Below are 18,486 nucleotides of genomic sequence, written 5' to 3'. Positions count from 1 at the left end.
CCCCGGCGCCGGCCGCGTCCTCCCTTCGCGCACGGACGGCGGGTCGGGACATTCCCGTGCGTGCCTTGACGACAGAACAGGATGGGGACGTGTTCGATCACATCGCGGACGCGATGAAGCAGCCGGATGTGGTCCGGCTGGAAGGAAATATCCATGTCCTGCGTTTCGAGATGATGAAGCTCTATTCGGCTCTCGAAGCGGTCCGGAAACTCCTGGCGACCGGAGTCGTCAAACCGGGCGACACGCTGATGGACAGCTCCAGCGGAACGTACGGGTATTCGCTCGCGCTGGCCTGCCACAAATACGGAATGAAATGCCGGATCGTCTGCTCGACCAAGGTCGACGACGACGTGCGCCGGCAGTTCGAGATGCTCGGGGCCGAGGTCGACCAGGTGGAGATCCCGCCGGGGCCGCTGGTCGACAAGATGGACCAACGCGCACGCCTGGACCGGGTCGCGCGCATCCTCGAGACCGAGCCCGACGTGCACTGGATGCAGCAGTACCACGACGGCATCCACTACCTCGGCTACCGCGAGTGCGCCGAACTGCTGCAGAAGGAGTTCGGTGGCGAGCCGTTCACCCTGGTCGGCGGTGTCGGTACCGGCGCCTCGACCGGCGGCCTGACCAGCTACCTGCGTGAACTCAACGACGACGTCCAACTCGTCGGCGTCCAGCCCTTCGAGAGCGTCACCTTCGGCAGCGATCCGGTCGCCGACCCGGTGGCCAGCATCTCCGGGATCGGAAGCCCGATCGTCATGCGCAACGTGCGCTACGAGCTCTACGACCGGGTGCACTGGATCGACTTCGACAGCGCCGTGGCCGCCACGACCGACCTGTTCCGCCGGCACGCCGTCTACGCCGGGCTCTCCTCGGGCTGCAACTACCTCGCCGCGCGCTGGGAGGCCGCCCGCGACTCCGAGCGCCCCTGCGTCTTCGTCGCCGCCGACACCGGGCACCGCTACGCGCGGAACGTCTACGCCCGGAGCGCCGGGGGCGCCGCGAGCGTGCCGGAGCAGGCGCCCAGGTGCATCGACTCGCTGGACCAGTTGGCCCTGCCCTGGTCGGTCATGGACTGGAGCCGCCGTTCCTTCCACCCCCACGTCAAGGAGGACGCCCTGTGAACACGCCCTCGGGTCGGAACGTCATCGCCCTGGAGTGGCTGCAGTTCGGCCTGGGCCGGCTGGTGGCCGCGGCCGCCGCGGAGGGCCTGACCGTCCACCTCCTGACCTGCGACCGGTCGGAGTACCTGTACGAACTCGCCATGCTGGACACCGCCCACCTCGCCGTCCACGACGTGAACACCCACGACGTGGCGGAGGTGGTCGACAAGGTCCGCGAGATCGGCGACGTGGCGGGCCTGGTCAGCACCACCGACACGTGGAGCCTGGTCTCCCTCGCGGTCCGTGAGGAGCTGGGGCTCGCCGGACAGGATCCCGCGTGCGTCCGCCTGGTCCGCGACAAGGAACAACTGCGCCGGCGCCTGTACGAGCATGGGTTGTCCCGGGCCGACGGCTGCTCCATCGGCCCGGTGGACGACGCCGCCGGCGTGGCCGCGCGGGTCGGGCTGCCGCTGGTCGTCAAGGACAGCGCGGGCACCGGGAGCAAGCACGTCTGGCTGGCCCGCACCCTCGACGAGCTCACCACCGTGCTGCACACGGCCCGGCGCTCGACCCTGCGCGGGCGACTGGCGGCCGAGCCCTACGTCCTCGGCCCGCTGTACAGCATCGAGACCCTCACCTGGGAGGGCCGGACCCGGGTGATCGGCGTCAGCAGCCGCGTCCTCTCCGCACCACCGGTGTTCCGCGAGGAGGCACTGGGCTTCCCGGTCGCGCTGCCCGCCGCGATGGCGGAGGACGCCGAGCGGTGGATCGAGCAGGTGCTCAAGGCCGTCGGCTACACCGAGGGCTTCGCCCACACCGAGTTCATCCTGACCGACGGCGGGTTCGAGGTAGTCGAGATCAACCCGCGGCTCGGCGGCGCCCTGATCGGTGAGGAGATCTCGCGGACGCTGGACGCCGATCCCTACGCCGCCTTCGTCGACCTGGTGCTGCGGCGCCGTCCCGCCCTGATGGACGCGCCGCTGACCCCGCGTCACGGCGCGGCCCACGCCCGGCTCTACGCCCCGCACCCCGGGGTCTTCCTGGGGATCTCGGGCCGGGACGCACTGACCGGGCACCCGGGCGACCCCGTGCTCTACCCGGCGCTGGCCGCCGGCACGACGGTCCGCACGGTCTCGCACCAGGACGGCTGCGTCGCCCTGCTGTTCGCCACCGGCGCCACCGCCGAACTCGCCCTGCAGAACGTGCTGTCCGCCGCCGGCGAGCTGCGGATCCGGATGAAGGACGACGATGGCCGTGACTGAACACAACCCCCACCTCCTGGTGCTCAGCGGCTGGGCCGGCGTGGTCGAGACCGCGCTGGAGCTGGGCTTCGACGTCAGCTTCGTCGGGAACACCACCGACTTCTCACCGAACGAGCTGGCCGTCCTGGAACGCTGCCGGCACGTGTACCCGATACCCGCGCAACAGGTGGTGGCCTGCCTGCGGGCCGCCCGCGCGATCCACCGTGAGCACCCGCTCCACGCGACCGTCTCGTTCGGCGAGTTCGGCCTGGAGAGCTGCGCCGTCATCGCCGACGCGCTCGGCATCCGAGGCCTGCCACTCGCCTCGGTGGCGGCCACCCGCTACAAGGACCGGATGCGGGACATCCTCGCCGGCCACCCGGAGCTCGCGCTCGGCTGGGCCCCGGTCGCGAGCGCCGACGACCTGGAGAAGTTCCACGCCCAGTACGGGCTGCCGCTGATCGTCAAGCCGGTCGCGGGTTCGGGCAGCCTCGGCGTCCGCCAGATCACCACCCCCGACGAGCTTCGCGCCGTGCTGGACGACTCCCGGTTCTGGCTCCAGGGCTCCTACCTCGCCGAGGAACTGGTCGAGGGGGACGAGCTCTACAGCGTCGAGACGGTGACCCTGAACGGTCGGCACGCCGTCGCCGGGATGTCGCTCTGCCGCCTCGCCCGCCACCCGAACGTCGCCATCACCGAGGTCTCGGTGCCGCCGCCGGCCCCCTACGACCGGCACACCGAGCGCATCAGTCGTACGGTCCTGGACTTCCTCGACGCCATCGGACACACCTGGGGTCTCACCCACACCGAGGTCAAGGTCGCTCCCGACGGCCGGCCGGTGATCATCGAGTCGCAGACCCGGATCGGCGGCTACCGGATCTTCCGGATGGTGGAACACGCCACCGGAGTCGACGAGATCGCCACCGTGCTGCGCAGCCTGTTGCCCGGCGGCGAGCAGGTGACCTCCCCCCACCTGCCGCCGTCCAGCGCGGTCGGCATGGTGGTGTCGCTGATCCCTCCGCGCAAGCGGGTCCGCCGGACCGCCGACCCCGAACTGCTGCGCGCCGTCGAGGGCGTGGCGGACTTCGAGATCGGCATCCGGCCGGGTGAGGTGCCGCTGCCGGTGGCCGCCAACACCAAGCGGCCCGGGCTGATCTGGTTGCGGGTACCGGACCACGCCGCGGCGGAGCTGACCAAGCGTGAGATCGCACGGACCTACTGGGTCGAGTTCGAGGACGGCGATGTCTGGCATCCGTCGTTCTGACCTGTGGGCCGGCCTGACCGGTCTGCCCACCACGCTCAAGTTCCTGCTCGCCACCTCGTTCTTCATGCCGCTCGGCAGCTTCATGGTGCTGCCCTTCCTGGCGATCCTGCTGCACGAGCGGCTGGGCATGGCGATGGGCACCGTCGGGCTGCTGCTGGGGGTGACGTCCTTCCTGCAGTTCTCCGGTGCCCTCGGCGGGGGACTGATCGCCGAGCGGATCGGCCTCAAGACCTCGATGGTGACCGGACTGACCGTCCGCACCTGCGGATTCGCCCTCTTCCTGGCGGGCCTGTCCGTGCCGCGGCTGGCGGTCGTCGCGGTGCTGCTCACCGCTCTCGGCGACGCCTTCTACTCGCCGGCCAACAAGGCGTACCTGGTGCGGGAGGTCTCCGACGAGCACCGGCCGGTGCTGCTCTCGGTCAACAACTCGGCACTGAGCACCGGAATGGCCCTGGGCACCCTGATCTCCGGCCTGCTGATCGCACGGTGGCCGCTGCTGGTCTTCGCGTTGGTCAGCCTGATGTTCGCGGCGCTGACCGGGTTGCACGCGGCGATCCTGCCGCCCGGCCGCTCGGCCGCGCCCGCCCGGGGAAGCCGGGGCGGTGACTGGGTCAGGGCCTTCCTCACCCCGCCCGCACTGGTGGCCTTCGTGACCGCCTACGTGTTCTGGTTCTTCCAGAACTACCTGGGCGTCTACATCACCGCCGGGCACTCGACGGTCGTCTACAGCCTGGCGCTGGTGATCAACAGCGCGCTGGTCATCGTCGGCCAGCCCCCGGCGGCGCGGTGGATCGGCCGGGTGCGCTACTCCACCGCCGTCCTCATCACGTTCCCGGTGTTCGTGCTCGGGTTGCTGGCCTTCACCCGGCCCGGGGTGCCCTTCATCCTCCTCGGCACGGTGCTGATGAGCGTGGGCGAGGGCGTCATCTTCCTCAAGAACGACCTGGAAGCCATCCGGGCCGTCCCGGGCCGGCCGACGCTGGCGGTCGGAAGCCAGCGCCTGGCGCTCGGTCTCGGCTCCTTCGCCAGCGGAGTGGTCGGCGGCCGGCTCTACTCGTCCGCCGGTTCCGGCGGACCCGCGCACTTCTGGCTGCTCGCGGCCGTGCAGGGCCTGGTCGCCACGGCCCTCGTCGGCCTGGTGACGATCGCTCGGCCGGCCCGCCGCCGAGCAGGCGTCGCCGCCCTTCCCGTCCCCCCGTCCGAGTGGAGTGGATCGTGACCACGATCGCCGACCTTCCCGAGGCAGGCCCGCGAACCCGGGGCCACGCCGACCCGGCCCCCGGCTACCGGGAGCCCTCCGTCAGCGGCGGCCTGCCCGGTCCCCGCAGCGCCGAACTGCTGGCCCGGCAGAGCCGGCGCGAGTCCAACGCCCGCACCTACCCACGGCGGTTGCCGATCGCCGTCCGCCGCGCCGCCGGCAGCTACCTGGAGGACCTCGACGGCAACGTCTTCCTCGACTTCCTGAGCGGCGCCGGTGTCCTCGCACTGGGCCACAACCCGCCCGAGCCGGTGGCCGCGGCGCGTGAGCAGCTCGGCGAACTGGTCCACGGCCTGGACTTCCCCACCCCGGTCAAGGACGAGTTCACCGACCTGACGCTCGGCATGCTCCCTGAGGCGATGCGCGACCGGGCGAAGATCCACTTCTGTGGGCCGACCGGCGCCAACGCGGTCGAGGCGGCCCTGAAGCTGTGCAAGACGGCGACCGGACGCGAGGAGGTGATCTCCTTCCAGGGCGGCTTCCACGGGAGCACGCTGGCGACGCTGTCCGTGACCGGGCTGGTCGACCAGAAGGCGCCGATCCGCGGCCGGATGCCCGGTGTCCACATCTTCCCCTACTCGTCCTGCCGGCACTGCCCGCTGGGGCTGACCCGGTCGTCCTGTGCCGTCAACTGCGCCGGCTACCTGGAGAGTTCACTCACCGACCCGAACGGTGGGATCCCGCTGCCGGCGGCGGTCGTGCTGGAGCTGGTCCAGGGCGAGGGCGGGGTGATCCCGGCCGACGCCGAGTTCGTCCGGCGCCTGCGCGAGGTGACCCGCGCGCTGGACATCCCGCTGGTCGTGGACGAGGTCCAGACCGGCTGCGGCCGAACCGGGACCTGGTTCGCCTTCGAGCAGTACGGGATCGAGCCCGATGTCGTGGTCGCCTCCAAGGCGCTGAGCGGGCTGGGCCTGCCGGCCGCCGTCATCCTCTACGACGAGCGGCTGGACGTCTGGCAGCCCGGAGCGCACACCGGTACCTTCCGGGGCAACCAGGCCGCCTTCGCCGCCGGCGTCGCCACGATGAAGGTCGTCCGCCGCGACGGCGTGCTGGCCAACGTGCGGGCCCGGTCCGAACAGCTCCTGGGTCACCTGGAAGGCCTGCGGGAGCTGACCGACCAGGTCTTCGACGTCCGGGGCCTGGGTCTGATGCTGGGCGTGGAGCTCGCCGAGCCCGGCACCGGTCGGCCCGCCTCCGCGCTCGCCCGGCGGGTGCAACGGGAGGCGCTGTTGCGCGGCCTGATCATCGAGCTGGGCGGCCGGGACGACGGCGTGCTGCGGCTGCTGCCCCCACTGAACTGCACGGCCGAGGAGGTCGACATCGCCGGACGGATCCTGCACCGGGCGCTTCGCGCGGCACTCGCCGCCGATGCGACCGGGCGGAGCTGAGGCCGCCATGGACCAGCTCGTCGACGGCGGCCGACTCGGCCCGGCGGTCGCCGCCCTGCCGGTGGCCCGGCTGCGCCTGGCGATCAGCCTCTTCTTCGCCCTGGACGGCTTCGTCTTCGCCGGTTGGGTGGTCCGCATCCCCGCGATCAAGGAGCAGGCGCACGCCTCGGCCGGAGAGCTCGGGCTCGCCCTGCTGGGGGTGTCGGTGGGTTCGGTCGGCACCATGACGGTGACCGGCCGGCTCTGCCGCCGCTTCGGCACCAGCCGGGTGACGGTGGTGACGGCCACCGTGCTGTCGCTCTCCGTCACGCTGCCTCCGCTGACCCACTCGGCGCTCCAACTCGGCCTCGTCCTCCTGCTGTTCGGATCCGGGTACGGCGGGCTCAACGTCGCCTTCAACACCGCGGGGGTGGACCTGGCCACCCGGATCCGGCGCCCGATCCTCCCGACCTTCCACGCGGCCTACAGCGCCGGGGCGCTGGTGGGCGCCGGACTCGGCGGACTCCTGGCCCCCCACCTGAGCCCGCAGCGCCACCTGCTGCTGCTGACCGTGATCGGACTCGCCGTCACCGCCTTCGCCGGCCGGGAGATGCTGCGCACGCCGCTGCCGGCCGACGGCGGTGGGACGCCCGGTGACCGGCCGGGCGCCGGACGGCGGCGGGCCGGGGCGACCGCGCGCCGGGTACGGCTCTTCGTCACGGCGTACGGGCTGATCACCCTCTGCACGGCGTACGGCGAGGGCGCGCTCGCGGACTGGGGCTCGCTGCACCTCTCCACCGACCTGCACACCGGGCCGGGTACGGCGGCGGCCGGTTACGCCGTGTTCGCGCTGACCATGACGGTCTCCCGGATGTCCGGAACCCGCCTGCTGGAACGGCTGGGCAGCACCCCGGTCCTGGTCACCGGAGGCCTCGCCGCGTCCGTCGGGATGTTCACGGCGGCCCTGGCCAGCCAGCCGTGGCTGGTGTTCCTGGGGTACGCGGTGACCGGCCTGGGTCTCGCCAACGTCTTCCCCATCGCGGTGGGCACGGCCGGGACGGTCGGCGGCTCCGACGGGGTCGCGACCGCGACGACCCTGGGCCACTCCGGCGTCCTGCTCGGCCCGCCCACGATCGGGTTCCTCGCCCAGGCGTTCGGTCTGCCGAGCGCCCTGACCACGATCGCCGCGCTGGCGGCGCTCGCGGCGGTGCTCGGCTACCTGGTCGCCCGCAGTCTCCAGCACCGGCTGCCGTCGCTGTCCGGCGGCGACCGGCCGGCCACGACAGGAGGTCACCCATGAGGGTCAAAGGATGCATGTTCGACTTCTCCAGCACGCTCTTCCGGCTGGAGGACGCCGAGAGCTGGTTGTCCGGCGTTCTCGCCGGCGCGGACCGGGAGGTCGGCGCGGACGAGGTGCGCCGGTGGGCACGGCGGCTGCTCGACTTCGGCGCGGTGCCCGGCGGCCCCGAACCGCGCGACGCCGGCGCCGAGCTGACGCGGCTGTGGCAGGAGCGCGACCTGGACGTCGTGCGGCACCGCGCGGCGTACACCGGCCTGCTGCACGCCAGTGGGCTGCCCTGGCCCGAGCTGGTCGACGCGCTCTACGAACGCCACATGACGGCGCCCGCCTGGCACCCCTACCCGGACACCGCGGAGGTGCTCGCCCGGCTGCGCGAACGCGGCGTCGGCGTGGTGGTGGTCAGCAACATCGGCTGGGACCTGCGGCCGGTCTTCCGCCATCACGGCCTGGACGAGTACGTGGACGCCTATGTGCTCTCCTTCGAACACGGCATCCAGAAGCCCGATCCGGCCCTGTTCCGCATCGCCTGCCGACACCTGGGCCTGGCACCCGCGGACGTCGCGATGGTCGGTGACGACCGCACGGCCGACGGCGGCGCGGCGGCCCTGGGGTCACCCGTCCACTTCGTCGACCCGCTGCCCGTCGCCGACCGGCCCGACGCCCTGCGCGCCGTGCTGGACCGGCTGCTGTGAACCACGAACGATCGGAAGGAACGACCATGCCCCTCACCCCGGCAGACACCGCCCCGCGGACAGCCCTGGTCGGCGCCACCGGAGCGGTCGGCAGCACCATGATCCAGCTCATCGAGGAGCGCGGCTTCCGCTACCGGGACCTGCACCTGGTCGCCTCCGCGCGCTCGGCCGGCCGCGAACTGGCGGTGGACGGCCGGTCGTACCGCGTGCGGGCACTCGACACCTTCGACTTCTCCACCGTCGACCTCGCCTTCTTCTCCGCCGGCACCGCCGTCAGCCGGAAGTGGGTCCCCGCCGCGGTCGCCGCGGGCGCCCTGGTCATCGACAACACCAACGCCTTCCGGATGGACCCGGACACACCCCTGGTCGTCCCGCAGGTCAACGCGGCCGAACTCGACCGGCGCCCGACCAGCGGCGTCATCGCCAACCCCAACTGCTCGACCATCCCGCTGGTCCGGCTGCTGCGGCCGGTCCAGGACCGGTGGGGTGTCCGACAGGCCGTGGTGAGCACCTACCAGGCGGCCTCCGGTCGGGGCCACTCGGGCATCGCCGAGCTCCGGGAGGCCAGCCGGATCACGCTGGAGAACCCACTGGCCCAGCCCCCGGCGCAGGAGTTCACCCCCACCCTCGCCTTCAACGTCATCCCCTTCATCGACGAGCTGCTCGACACCGGGTTCACCCTGGAGGAGCAGAAGATGCTCCAGGAGTCCCGCAAGATCCTCGGGCTTCCGCACCTCGACGTCACCACCACCTGCGTCCGCGTCCCCGTGCTGAACAGCCACTCCGAGGCGGCCTGGATCGAGTGCCACGACGTCGTCGACCGGGACGAACTCGTCCGGCTGCTGGCCGCGTTGCCCGAGGTCACCGTGCACGACCGGGACGTCGTCGGCGGCTTCCCCACGCCGCGCACCGCCGGTGCCCCCGACCACGTCCACGTCGGCCGGATCCGGGTCGCGCCGCACAACCCGCGCGGCTTCTGGCTGTGGCTGGTGGCGGACAACCTGCGGATCGGCGCCGCGCTGAACGCCATCCAGATCGCGGAGGCCCTCGGCGAGCGGGGGGTGTTGTGACCCCCGCCGGCCCCGCCGTGCTCAAGTTCGGCGGTTCCAGCTTCGGCTCGCCCGCGGCCTACGGAGAGCTCGCCCGGGCCCTGGCGGACCGACTCGAGGCCGAGGAGCGCCCGCTGGCGGTCGTGGTCAGCGCGATGCCGGGGGAGACCGAGCGGCTGCGGGAGCGGCTGTACGAGGTCGATCCGCAGCCCGCGGACGAGCGGGTGGCCGGTCTGCTCACGCTCGCCGACACGGTCAGCGCCCAGCTGCTGGCGGCCGCGCTGCACCGACTCGGCCGGCGGGCCACCGTGCTCTCCGGGCACCAGGTCGGCCTGACCACGGACGGGACCTTCATGTGGGCCCGGCTGGAGCACATCGACCCGGCGCCGCTGCGGCACGCGCTGACCGGGCACGAGGTGGTCGTCGTCCCCGGAGGACAGGCCGTCGACGACCGCGGCCGGCCCACCTGGCTGGGCAAGAACAGTTCCGACCTGTCGGCGGTCGCGGTGGCCGTCGCCCTCGGCGCCGACCGCTGCGAGATCCACTCCGACGTCGAGGGCATCCACAGCTCCGACCCGAACCAGGTCGCCGGCACCCGGCTGCTCCGGCAGGTCTCCTACGCCGCCGCGGCGGCCATGTCCAGCCATGGCGCCAAGGTGCTGCACCGGCGTGCGGTGGCCCTCGCGCAACAGCACGGGGTCGCGATCGTCTGCCGGCACAACCGGGCGCCGTTCACGACGGGTACGGTCATCGGCCCGGTGGGCGGTCCGGCCGACGCGGTGGTCCTCAACCTCCGCTCCACGGTGCTCGAATACCCCGGCAGGAGAGTGGCGGACCGGGCGCACGAGGCGTTCCGCTCCGAGGGCGTGGACACCGTACGACTGGCCGACGGCCCGCGGGTGGCGGTGATCGGCGGCTACCTGGACCAGGCGGAGTGCCAGCGCCGGCACGGCCTGGTCCCCGGCCGCGTGGTCGGCATCCCCGTCATCGAGGTCAGCGGCGGCCGGAGCACCGTGCACGTCGCCGCCGACGAGGACGCGGCGGTGCGGCTCGCCCAGAAGCTCCACGACAACCTTCCCACCCACCTCGAGCCCCTGCTCACCCGACCGTCGTCAGGAGGACACCCGTGACTGCCCACGCCTCCGCGGTTGCCGCGGAACCCACCCTCGCCGAGATCGAGCTGCCGGACGCCGTGCGCGACGACCTCGCCGAGGAGCTGGCCACCCTGCCCGACCCCACGCGGGACATCGACTGGTCGATGTCCCGCTACCACCAGGTCTTCGCCCGGCTGCCGGTCCGAACGCTCCAGCGGATGCTGGACTTCGGCCGGCACCCCGACACTCCCGGCGTCGGTCACCTGCGCAACCTCCCGGTCGACGAGCGGCTGCCGAGCACCCCGCGGGACGGCAGGCCGAGCCCCGACAAGCCCACCTACGTGGCCGAAGGAGTGCTGCTGGGGCTGAGCGGCCTGCTCGGCGAGCCGGTCGGATTCACCACCGAGAAGAACGGCCAGCTGGTGCACGACGTCGTCCCCGTCGAAGGCGGCGCCACGACCCAGACCAACCAGGGATCCGCGGTCTTCCTCAACTTCCACAACGACATCGTCCACGACCCGTCCGGCCGCTACGACCTGGCCAGCCCCGACTTCCTCGTGCTGAGCTGTCTGCGTGCCGACCACGAGGGGGTGGCCGGCACCTACTACGCCGACGCCCGCGACATCTGCCGCGCACTCGACGACCGGACGCTGCGGACGCTGCGCAGCCCGCTGTTCCGGATGAACGCTCCCGGCAGCTACTGCCGCGACGTGGCGGGCGGAGCCGAGGTGCTGTCGGAACCGGTACCGATGATCAGCGGCCCCGAGGCCTTCCCCGAGGTCTCCGCGGCGGCCAACGGTGTCCGCGCCCTGGACGACGCGGCGCGGTCCGCCCTCGACCGGCTCCAGAGCGCCTGCCGGGAGGTGGCCCACGAGGTGCTGCTGCGGCCCGGCCAGGCCCTGCTGATCAACAACCGCAAGGGACTGCACGCCCGTTCGCAGTTCACCGCGCGCTACGACGGGCAGGACCGCTGGCTCCAGCGGACCTACGTGCGCCGCAACCAGTGGGACATCCGCCACCGGGTCGCCGCCGGCCACCGGCGGGTCCACTGACCCCGGTGTCCGGCGTCCCCAACCCCGTCCGTCCGCCCGTCCGCGAATCGTGAGGTCGGTTCCCCATGACCAACGTCGCCGTGCTCAACTACGGCCCCAGGCTCGATTATCCCGCCATGTTCCCGGAACTGGCCGACCGGCTGCAGGTGTTCAGCCACCACGAGCTGAAGAACACCGAGGGCCTGGCCCGCTACGAGTACGTGGCGGACTGCGACGCCGTCCCGTACCCGGAGCTGATGATCCGTCGGCTGGCCAGGGAGAAGCCGTTCACCCACATCATCACGGACAACGAGTACGACCTCGAACGGGCCGCCCGGATGCGCGAGGACTTCGGCATCCCCGGCCAGTCCCCGGCCAGCGCGCTGTCCTTCCGCGACAAGGTGGTCATGAAGGAGGTCGCCGGCCGCACGGTCGCCACGGCCCGCTTCGCCCGGCTCGACACCGTCGTCGAACTGACCGACTTCATCGCCGGGTCGGGGTACCCGGTGGTCGTCAAGCCGGTGAAGCAGGGCGGATCGCGCGACATCGTGGTACTGCGGGACGACGACGACCTCGTGGAGTTCAGCCGCCGGCCCTGGCGCGAGGACCTCATGGTCGAGGAGTTCGTCGAGGGACGGATGTACCACGTCGACGCGGTGCTGGCCGACGGCTACCGGTTCGTGGCCTCCTCCCGCTACCTGCGCAGCTGCCTCGGGGTGTTCTCCGGGCAGAACAACGGCTCCGTCCAGCTGCGTCCGGAGGACGAACTCGCCCGGCGGCTGGAGGAGTTCCTCGACCGGACCCTGGAGGCCTTCGACACCCCGCCGGTCAGCGCGTACCACCTCGAGGTGTTCCACACCCCGCAGGACGAGCTGGTGCTCTGCGAGATCGCCTCGCGCGTCGGCGGGGACCGCATCCCCTGGATCACCCGGGCCACCTACGGGGTGGACCTGCACACCTCGGTGCTCCGCCAGTCCTGCGGGCTGCCCGTCGACCCGCCGCCGACCGCACCCCCGGCCGAGGTGCACGGTTCGGTCTCCATCCTGCCGCAGGGCCGGCTGGTGCGGGTGCCGGACCGGCCGCCGTTCCCGTGGGTGCGGCACTACGAGGTGAACGACCAGCTCGAACCCGGCGCGGTGACCCTCCACAGCGCCTCGCACCTGTGCTTCGTCATCGTGAGCGGCGCCGACCCGGCGCAGGTGGAGGAGCGCCTGCTCCAGGCCGAGGCCTGGCTGATGGCGAACCTCCAGGAACTCTGACCGCCGCCCCCGAACCCCGAGAAAGGTGACCCCCTTGCCGTACAAGATCCTCGTCCTGGTGTCCGAGGCGCACAAGTTCAAACTCTTCGACAACCAGTCGATCATCCCGAGCGCGCTGTACCAGGAGGGCCACCAGGTCCACGTCGGGGACATCGACACGCTCTGCGTGCACGACTCCGTGATCGTCTGTGACCAGGTGCGGCTGACCGAGGAGTTCGCCGCCGGTGGTGACTTCCGGGCGCTGTGCCGACCCTACGCCCCGGCGGAGGAGTTCGACCTGGTCTGGGTGCTGGCCGGCACCCACCCCGAGGCGACCACCGACTACTTCCAGCTGATCTGGCAGCTCAACCAGCGGGTGCCGTTCGTCAACGACGCCGCCGCGCTCTTCTACCTCAACACGAAGATCAACCTGGGCGTGCTGGTGCCGCCGGAACACCTGCCCGTCTCGTACGTGTCGAACGACTACGAGGTCCTCAACCGGCTGGTCGAGTCGGCCCCGGACCGGTCCTGGGTCGTCAAACCCACCAACCAGGGCTGTGGCGCCGACGTGTTCGTCGTCAACGAGCGGGACCGCAACCGCTCGGCGCTGCTGAGTTCCGCCACCGGGAACGCCACCTCGCGCTACACCAGCTACGGTCGCGACATCATCGGGATGGCCAAGCGGCACACCGTGCTCCAGTCGTACATCCCGAACGTGCGCAGCAACGAGAAGCGCGTGATCGTGGCGGGCGACACGCCGGTCTCCGGCTTCCTCCGCTTCCCCCGGGAGAACGACAACCGGGCCAACGCCACCGTCGGTGCCCGCTACGAGCCGCTCCAACTCACGGCGGAGGAGGACGAGTTCGTCCGCAGCCTGGGGAAGCGGATGATGGACCACGGCATCTTCTACGCCGGAGTCGACCTGGCCTTCCCCTATGTGATCGAGGTCAACCTGGAGAATCCCGGCGGGCTGGGCTACCACCAGCGCCTCACGGGCGAGGACAGGTCCTCCGAAGCCGTCAACGCCGTGATCACCGCCCTGCGCACCGCCGGGAGGCTCTCCTGACGGACTGTCATTGCCGGTGCCGGTAATGGGCGGATAGGCTGTGCGCCTATGACACTGCTCCTCACCCTCGATCCCGGTCTCGATCTCGACCTGCGCGAGGAGATCGTCCGCCTCTGGACCGACGTCAGCAACGCGGGTGGCGCCGTCGGCTTCGTGCCACCGGTGGCGGCGGCCGAGGTGCGCGCCGCCGCGGAGAGGCACTTCGCGGGCCTCGGCCCGGACGGCGCCGACCGGCTGCTGGTCGCCCGCGAGGCGGCGACCGGTCGGCTGGCCGGCGTCCTGTTCTTCGAGGACCCCCGCTTCCCGCCGGCGGACCACTGGCGGCTGCTGAAGCTGGTCATGGTGCGACCCGACTGCCAGGGCCGGGGCTACGGCGTCCGGCTGATGGCGGAGGCGGAACGGATCGCCCGGGGCTGGGGCCTGAAGGCACTGCGCCTGACGCTGCGCGGCGGGAACGGCCTGGAGGCGTTCTACGGGCGCTGCGGCTACACCGAGGTCGGCCGGGTCCCCAGGGCGATCCGGGTCGCCCCGGACGACGCCCGGGACGACGTCACGATGTGGCTCGACCTGGAGTGAGGCCGTCCCGTGGCAGTCCCGGCGGATCGCGGAGAGCCGGGCCGCCCCCGGGTGCCGGGCGCGGCCATGTAGCGCCGGGCCTGGTTCCACCTGCCGCCGTCGTGCTCGAAGGTCCTGATCAGGACGAGGACGAGCAGGAAGGTCGAGGTGCGGGGACGGTGGTCGGGTGTACGGGGCTATCCGCGCGGTCGCTCCTCCGGGGTGTCCGTGGTGACGATGACCACGTCGAGGGCGCGGGGCCCGTGCACGCCCTCGACGCGTTCCAGTTCGATGTCACTGGTGGCCGAGGGCCCGGAGATGAAGGTCAACGGTCGTGTGGGATCGAGCAGTTCGAGCGCCTCGGGCAGGTCGCCGACCACCTGCTCGGCGCGCAGCACGCACAGGTGGTGGTCCGGTACCAGGGTCAGCGCGCGGCGGCCCTGCCCCGGTCCGGCGTCCAGCACCAGGGTGCCGGTCTCCGCGATGCCGAGCGCGGCCGTCGACAGCACGGCGTCAACCGCGTCGAGTTGACCGATGGTCAGAGCGGGTGAGTCGGTCAGGACGGCGAACGGGCCGGGCGGCAGCCAGTCGGCCGGGAAGCCGTCCGGCACCACCAGCTCGGTTGAGCCGCGTGCGGTCAGCAACTCACCCAGCAGTCCTGGCAGTTCACGCTCGCTGGTGCGGCGCACGGTGGCCCGGTAGTCGGCCACCCGCTCGGCGAAGCGGCCGACCACGTCGACCCCGGCATGGCTGCGCCGGTAGTCGCGCGGCACCGGGACGTCCTCGGGCCGCTCGTCGGCCGGCACGTCCGCGAGCGCGCTGCGGATCCGGGTCAGCAGCTCTTCGCGACTGTTCAACTCTGCTCTTCCTCCGGGTGGTTCCGCTGCCACCAGGCGCGGAAGGACTCGGCCGGCGGCACCGGCAGGTCCCGGGTGTCGGACCAGCGGTGCAGCGGACCGGGCAGCCGCCCGATCCGGCCGTGCGGCCCGAGCAGCCGTCCGCCGAGCGCGCCGGCCCGCTGTGCCACGGCGAACCGCCCGGGTGAGGCCAGCACCTCGGTCGCGGCCCGCATCAGCAGGGACTCCATGGTCGGGACGGTCCGCCCGCGCTTGGCGTCCACCACCTTCGCCCGCAGGTGCACCAGCACCTCCGGGATGTTGATCTTCACCGGGCAGGCGTCGTAGCAGGCGCCGCAGAGGGTGGAGGCGAAGGGCAGCGAGTCCGCCCGCCCGATGCCCGCCAGCTGCGGGGTCAGCACGGCGCCGATCGGCCCGGGGTAGACCGAGCCGTACGCGTGGCCGCCGGTGCGCTCGTAGACCGGGCAGACGTTCAGACAGGCCGAGCAGCGGATGCAGCCGAGCGTCTGCCGGCCGACCTGGTCGGCGAGCGTCGCGGTGCGGCCGTTGTCCAGCAGGACGAGATGGAAGGCCGACGGTCCGTCGCCCTCGCGCACCCCCGTCCAGGCCGAGGTGTACGGGTTCATCCGCTCGCCGGTCGAGGAGCGCGGCAGCAGCTGGAGGAAGACCTCCAGGTCGGCGAAGCCGGGCACCACCTTCTCGATGCCCATCACGGTGATCAGGGTCTCCGGCAGGGTCAGGCACATCCGGCCGTTGCCTTCGGACTCCACCACCAGCACGGTTCCGGTCTCGGCCACCGCGAAGTTGGCGCCGGAGATCGCGACCTTGGCGCGGAGGAACCTCTGGCGCAGGTGCAGCCGGGCAGCCTCGGCCAACGCCCTTGGTTCATCGGTCAGTTCGGCGGGCGCGTCGGCCATCCTGGTGCGGAAGACCTCGCGGATCTCGGCACGACCCAGGTGGATCGCCGGTACCAGGATGTGCGATGGTCGGTCCTCGGCCAACTGCACGATCAGCTCGGCGAGATCGGTCTCGTACGCGGCGATGCCCTCGGCGGCCAGCGCCTCGTTCAGCCCGATCTCCTGGGTGGCCATCGACTTGACCTTGACCACCTCGCGCTCGCCGGTGGCCCTGACCAGGTCGGCGACGATCCGGTTGGCCTCGGCCGCGTCCGCCGCCCAGTGCACGGTGCCGCCGGCGGCGGTGACCGAGGACTCCAACTGTTCCAGGTAGCGGTCGAGATGGCGCAGTGTGCGGAGCTTGAGGGCGGCGGCGCTGTCCCGCAACCGCTCCCAGTCGTCGAGTTCGCCCGCGACCCGCAGCCGCTTCTCCCGGATGGTCGTGGTCGCCTTGCGCAGGTTGCGGCGCAGCCGGGTGTCGGCGAGTGCCTCCCGGGCCGCCTCGGGGAAGGCCGGCGTGCCGAGCCAGACCAGGCCGTCGCTCATCACGCACCTCCCTCGGTGGCGGCCAGGACCTCCGCCAGGTGGACGGTGCGGACGCCGGTCCGCAGCCTGCTCAGCCCGCCGCCGATGTGCAGCAGGCAGGAGTTGTCGCCGGCCGTGAGCACCTCGGCGCGGGTGTCCAGCACGTGCCGCATCTTGTCGGCCAGCATCGCGGCCGAGACGTCGGGGTTCTTCACCGCGAAGGTGCCGCCGAAGCCGCAGCACTCCTCGGCCGCCGGCAGCTCGACCAGCTCGATGCCCCGGACAGCGCGCAGCAGCCGCAGCGGGCGCTCTCCCACCCGCAGCATCCGCAGCGAGTGGCAGGTGGGGTGGTAGCTGACCCGGTGCGGGTAGTACGCGCCGACGTCGGTGACCCCGAGCACGTCCACCAGGAACTCCGACAGCTCGTACACCTTCGGGGCGACCCGCTCGACCGCCCGCCGCAGCCCCGGGTCGGCGGCGGCGAGCAGCGGGTGGTTCTCCCGCACCATCCCGGCGCAGGAGCCGGACGGGGTGACCACCGCGTCGTAGCCGGCGAAGGCCGCGGCGAAACGGCGGACCAGCGGCAGTGCCTCCGGGCGGTAGCCGGTGTTGAACTGCGGCTGCCCGCAGCAGGTCTGCCCGAGCGGGAAGTCGACCCGGTGGCCGAGCCGTTCCAGCAGCCGCACCACGGCCCTGCCGGTCTCGGGGAAGAGCGTGTCGTTGAAGCAGGTGATGAACAGGGCTACCCGCATGGGCCCTCCGTCCGCATCGGCACTCCTGGCCTCTCCGTCCTCGGAACCGGCCCGGGGACCGGCACGTCCGCCGGCAGCAGGCCCGCGGCGCGCAGATCCTCCCACAGCGCGTCAGGAACGGGCGTCGACACGGCCGCCGCCGTCAGCCCCCCGCCGCGAGCACGAGGCCCACCCTCGCCCTCGCCCCGTGTGAGGTGCGCCGCGCGCGGCAGCACCAGCAGGGCGGTGGTCAGCGAGCGTGCGCTGACCCGGTCGCGCTCGGTGCCGTCGGGCCGCCGGTCGGGCAGGAGCAGGCAGAGCGGCACCACGGCCACCAGTGTGAGCACTCCGCAGAGCGCGGGGGGCGACGGTGGTGGCGGGCGTGGTGATGGAGGGGGTGGTCACAGCGGGGCGCCGGCTCGCTCAGGCCGTCAGAGCGGCGCGGAGCCGCTCGACGTGCTCGGGGGTCAGGCCGTGTCCGCCGAGCACGGCCTCGGCCCCGCCGCGCTCGGTCAGGGCCTGGAGGAAGGCGCGGATCGCCTGCTCCGGGGCGTCCAGCAGGCCGCTCACCTCGGCGGCCGCCACGTCGTACCGGTGCTCGGATCCGCCGTTGGATCGGCCGCCGCCGGCCAGGCCGAGCATCGCCAGCACCTCGGGCATCGCGGCGGCCGTGGCGGTGTAGTCCCGCACGATCTCCTCGTGCCCGATCCCGACCAGGTCCAGGACCAGCGCGACGGTGATCCCGGTGCGGTCCTTGCCCGCCGCGCAGTTGACCAGGGCGGGCAGCCCGTCGGCGATCTCGGCGACCACGGCGGCGAACCACGCGGCGCGGTGATCGAGCATCAGGACGTACAGCTGGCCCAGGGTCACGCCGGCGGGGAGCTTGGACACGTCGCTCGGCGAGCCCTCGCCGGCCAGGTTGACCACGGTGGCGCCGAGCTCCTCGGCCACGGCCCAGTCCCGCTCGGTCCGCTCCTGCGGGCTGCGCAGGTCGATGACGGAACGCAGCCCGGGGGCGGCGGCCAGGTCGGCGGCGGTGAGCGCGGCCGGCTGGGCGGAGCGGTAGAGCAGGCCGGGGCGGAGCCGGGGCCCGACGGTGGAGGCGACGTCTCGGAAGTTCAGCAGTGTCATGAAGTCATCTATATGACTTTTCCGTCGTGCGGGGTCAGTCCTGCTCGGGGACGGCCGGGTGAACGGATCGGGAACAATCTCCGCCGCCGAT

The 18,486-nt window shown here is 72.2% G+C and carries 18 protein-coding genes; 13 read left to right on the top strand and 5 right to left on the bottom strand.

The window, feature by feature from the left end; all coding sequences use genetic code 11:
* Positions 1-89 precede the first annotated feature (89 nt).
* From ACIGXM_RS33240 to ACIGXM_RS33180, 13 genes are all read left to right on the top strand, one after another.
* Entirely contained in the window at positions 90-1,121 is a 1,032-nt protein-coding gene (locus ACIGXM_RS33240; protein ID WP_396567554.1) for a pyridoxal-phosphate dependent enzyme, read from the top strand.
* Positions 1,118-2,362: an ATP-grasp domain-containing protein gene (locus tag ACIGXM_RS33235; RefSeq protein WP_396567552.1), complete on the top strand. Its 1,245-nt coding sequence runs from the start codon at positions 1,118-1,120 to the stop codon at positions 2,360-2,362. The genes ACIGXM_RS33240 and ACIGXM_RS33235 overlap by 4 nt, the downstream gene beginning before the upstream one ends.
* Positions 2,355-3,605 (top strand): ATP-grasp domain-containing protein, encoded by a 1,251-nt coding sequence (locus ACIGXM_RS33230; RefSeq protein ID WP_396567550.1) that lies wholly within the window; start codon positions 2,355-2,357, stop codon positions 3,603-3,605. Before ACIGXM_RS33235 ends, ACIGXM_RS33230 begins: the two co-directional genes overlap by 8 nt.
* Positions 3,583-4,824: an MFS transporter gene (locus ACIGXM_RS33225; protein ID WP_396567548.1), complete on the top strand. Its 1,242-nt coding sequence runs from the start codon at positions 3,583-3,585 to the stop codon at positions 4,822-4,824. The genes ACIGXM_RS33230 and ACIGXM_RS33225 overlap by 23 nt, the downstream gene beginning before the upstream one ends.
* On the top strand, positions 4,821-6,251 hold the full coding sequence (locus ACIGXM_RS33220; RefSeq protein WP_396567546.1) for a diaminobutyrate--2-oxoglutarate transaminase family protein: 1,431 nt from the start codon (positions 4,821-4,823) through the stop codon (positions 6,249-6,251). Before ACIGXM_RS33225 ends, ACIGXM_RS33220 begins: the two co-directional genes overlap by 4 nt.
* A 7-nt stretch (positions 6,252-6,258) precedes the next feature.
* The gene (locus tag ACIGXM_RS33215; protein ID WP_396567544.1) at positions 6,259-7,530 is read left to right on the top strand and encodes an MFS transporter; all 1,272 of its coding nucleotides are present in this window, start codon (positions 6,259-6,261) and stop codon (positions 7,528-7,530) included.
* Positions 7,527-8,222, top strand: coding sequence for an HAD family hydrolase (locus ACIGXM_RS33210; protein ID WP_396567542.1), 696 nt, complete (start codon positions 7,527-7,529; stop codon positions 8,220-8,222). Before ACIGXM_RS33215 ends, ACIGXM_RS33210 begins: the two co-directional genes overlap by 4 nt.
* 26 nt (positions 8,223-8,248) lie before the next feature.
* Positions 8,249-9,292, top strand: coding sequence for an aspartate-semialdehyde dehydrogenase (locus ACIGXM_RS33205; protein ID WP_396567540.1), 1,044 nt, complete (start codon positions 8,249-8,251; stop codon positions 9,290-9,292).
* Positions 9,289-10,401 (top strand): aspartate kinase, encoded by a 1,113-nt coding sequence (locus tag ACIGXM_RS33200; RefSeq protein WP_396567538.1) that lies wholly within the window; start codon positions 9,289-9,291, stop codon positions 10,399-10,401. The genes ACIGXM_RS33205 and ACIGXM_RS33200 overlap by 4 nt, the downstream gene beginning before the upstream one ends.
* Positions 10,398-11,417 carry a TauD/TfdA family dioxygenase gene (locus tag ACIGXM_RS33195; RefSeq protein WP_396567536.1) on the top strand — a complete coding sequence of 340 codons (1,020 nt, stop codon included), beginning with the start codon at positions 10,398-10,400 and terminating at the stop codon, positions 11,415-11,417. Before ACIGXM_RS33200 ends, ACIGXM_RS33195 begins: the two co-directional genes overlap by 4 nt.
* 65 nt (positions 11,418-11,482) lie before the next feature.
* Positions 11,483-12,655 carry an acetyl-CoA carboxylase biotin carboxylase subunit family protein gene (locus tag ACIGXM_RS33190; RefSeq protein WP_396567534.1) on the top strand — a complete coding sequence of 391 codons (1,173 nt, stop codon included), beginning with the start codon at positions 11,483-11,485 and terminating at the stop codon, positions 12,653-12,655.
* A 34-nt stretch (positions 12,656-12,689) separates the two neighbouring features.
* Entirely contained in the window at positions 12,690-13,700 is a 1,011-nt protein-coding gene (locus tag ACIGXM_RS33185) for a RimK family alpha-L-glutamate ligase (protein ID WP_396567532.1), read from the top strand.
* Between the two features lie 48 nt (positions 13,701-13,748).
* Complete coding sequence (locus ACIGXM_RS33180) at positions 13,749-14,276, top strand: GNAT family N-acetyltransferase (RefSeq protein ID WP_396567530.1); 528 nt, start codon at positions 13,749-13,751, stop codon at positions 14,274-14,276.
* A gap of 176 nt (positions 14,277-14,452) precedes the next feature.
* On the opposite strand, the gene ACIGXM_RS33175 is transcribed toward ACIGXM_RS33180, so the two are convergent.
* The 5 genes from ACIGXM_RS33175 to ACIGXM_RS33155 form a co-directional block, all read right to left on the bottom strand.
* The gene (locus ACIGXM_RS33175; RefSeq protein ID WP_396567528.1) at positions 14,453-15,112 is read right to left on the bottom strand and encodes a lactate utilization protein C; all 660 of its coding nucleotides are present in this window, start codon (positions 15,110-15,112) and stop codon (positions 14,453-14,455) included.
* Positions 15,109-16,554 (bottom strand): LutB/LldF family L-lactate oxidation iron-sulfur protein, encoded by a 1,446-nt coding sequence (locus tag ACIGXM_RS33170; protein WP_396567526.1) that lies wholly within the window; start codon positions 16,552-16,554, stop codon positions 15,109-15,111. Before ACIGXM_RS33170 ends, ACIGXM_RS33175 begins: the two co-directional genes overlap by 4 nt.
* Positions 16,554-17,285, bottom strand: a complete 732-nt coding sequence (locus ACIGXM_RS33165) for a (Fe-S)-binding protein (RefSeq protein WP_396567524.1) — start codon at positions 17,283-17,285, stop codon at positions 16,554-16,556. Before ACIGXM_RS33165 ends, ACIGXM_RS33170 begins: the two co-directional genes overlap by 1 nt.
* Positions 17,276-17,611 (bottom strand): hypothetical protein, encoded by a 336-nt coding sequence (locus ACIGXM_RS33160; protein WP_396567522.1) that lies wholly within the window; start codon positions 17,609-17,611, stop codon positions 17,276-17,278. Before ACIGXM_RS33160 ends, ACIGXM_RS33165 begins: the two co-directional genes overlap by 10 nt.
* Before the next feature lie 76 nt (positions 17,612-17,687).
* Complete coding sequence (locus ACIGXM_RS33155) at positions 17,688-18,395, bottom strand: tyrosine-protein phosphatase (RefSeq protein ID WP_396567520.1); 708 nt, start codon at positions 18,393-18,395, stop codon at positions 17,688-17,690.
* Positions 18,396-18,486 lie beyond the last annotated feature (91 nt).

It is taken from the genome of Kitasatospora sp. NPDC052896 (assembly GCF_044547075.1).
Taxonomy (GTDB): domain Bacteria; phylum Actinomycetota; class Actinomycetes; order Streptomycetales; family Streptomycetaceae; genus Kitasatospora.
Note: the sequence above shows the minus strand (reverse complement) of the source record. Positions and strands in the feature narration are given on the sequence as shown.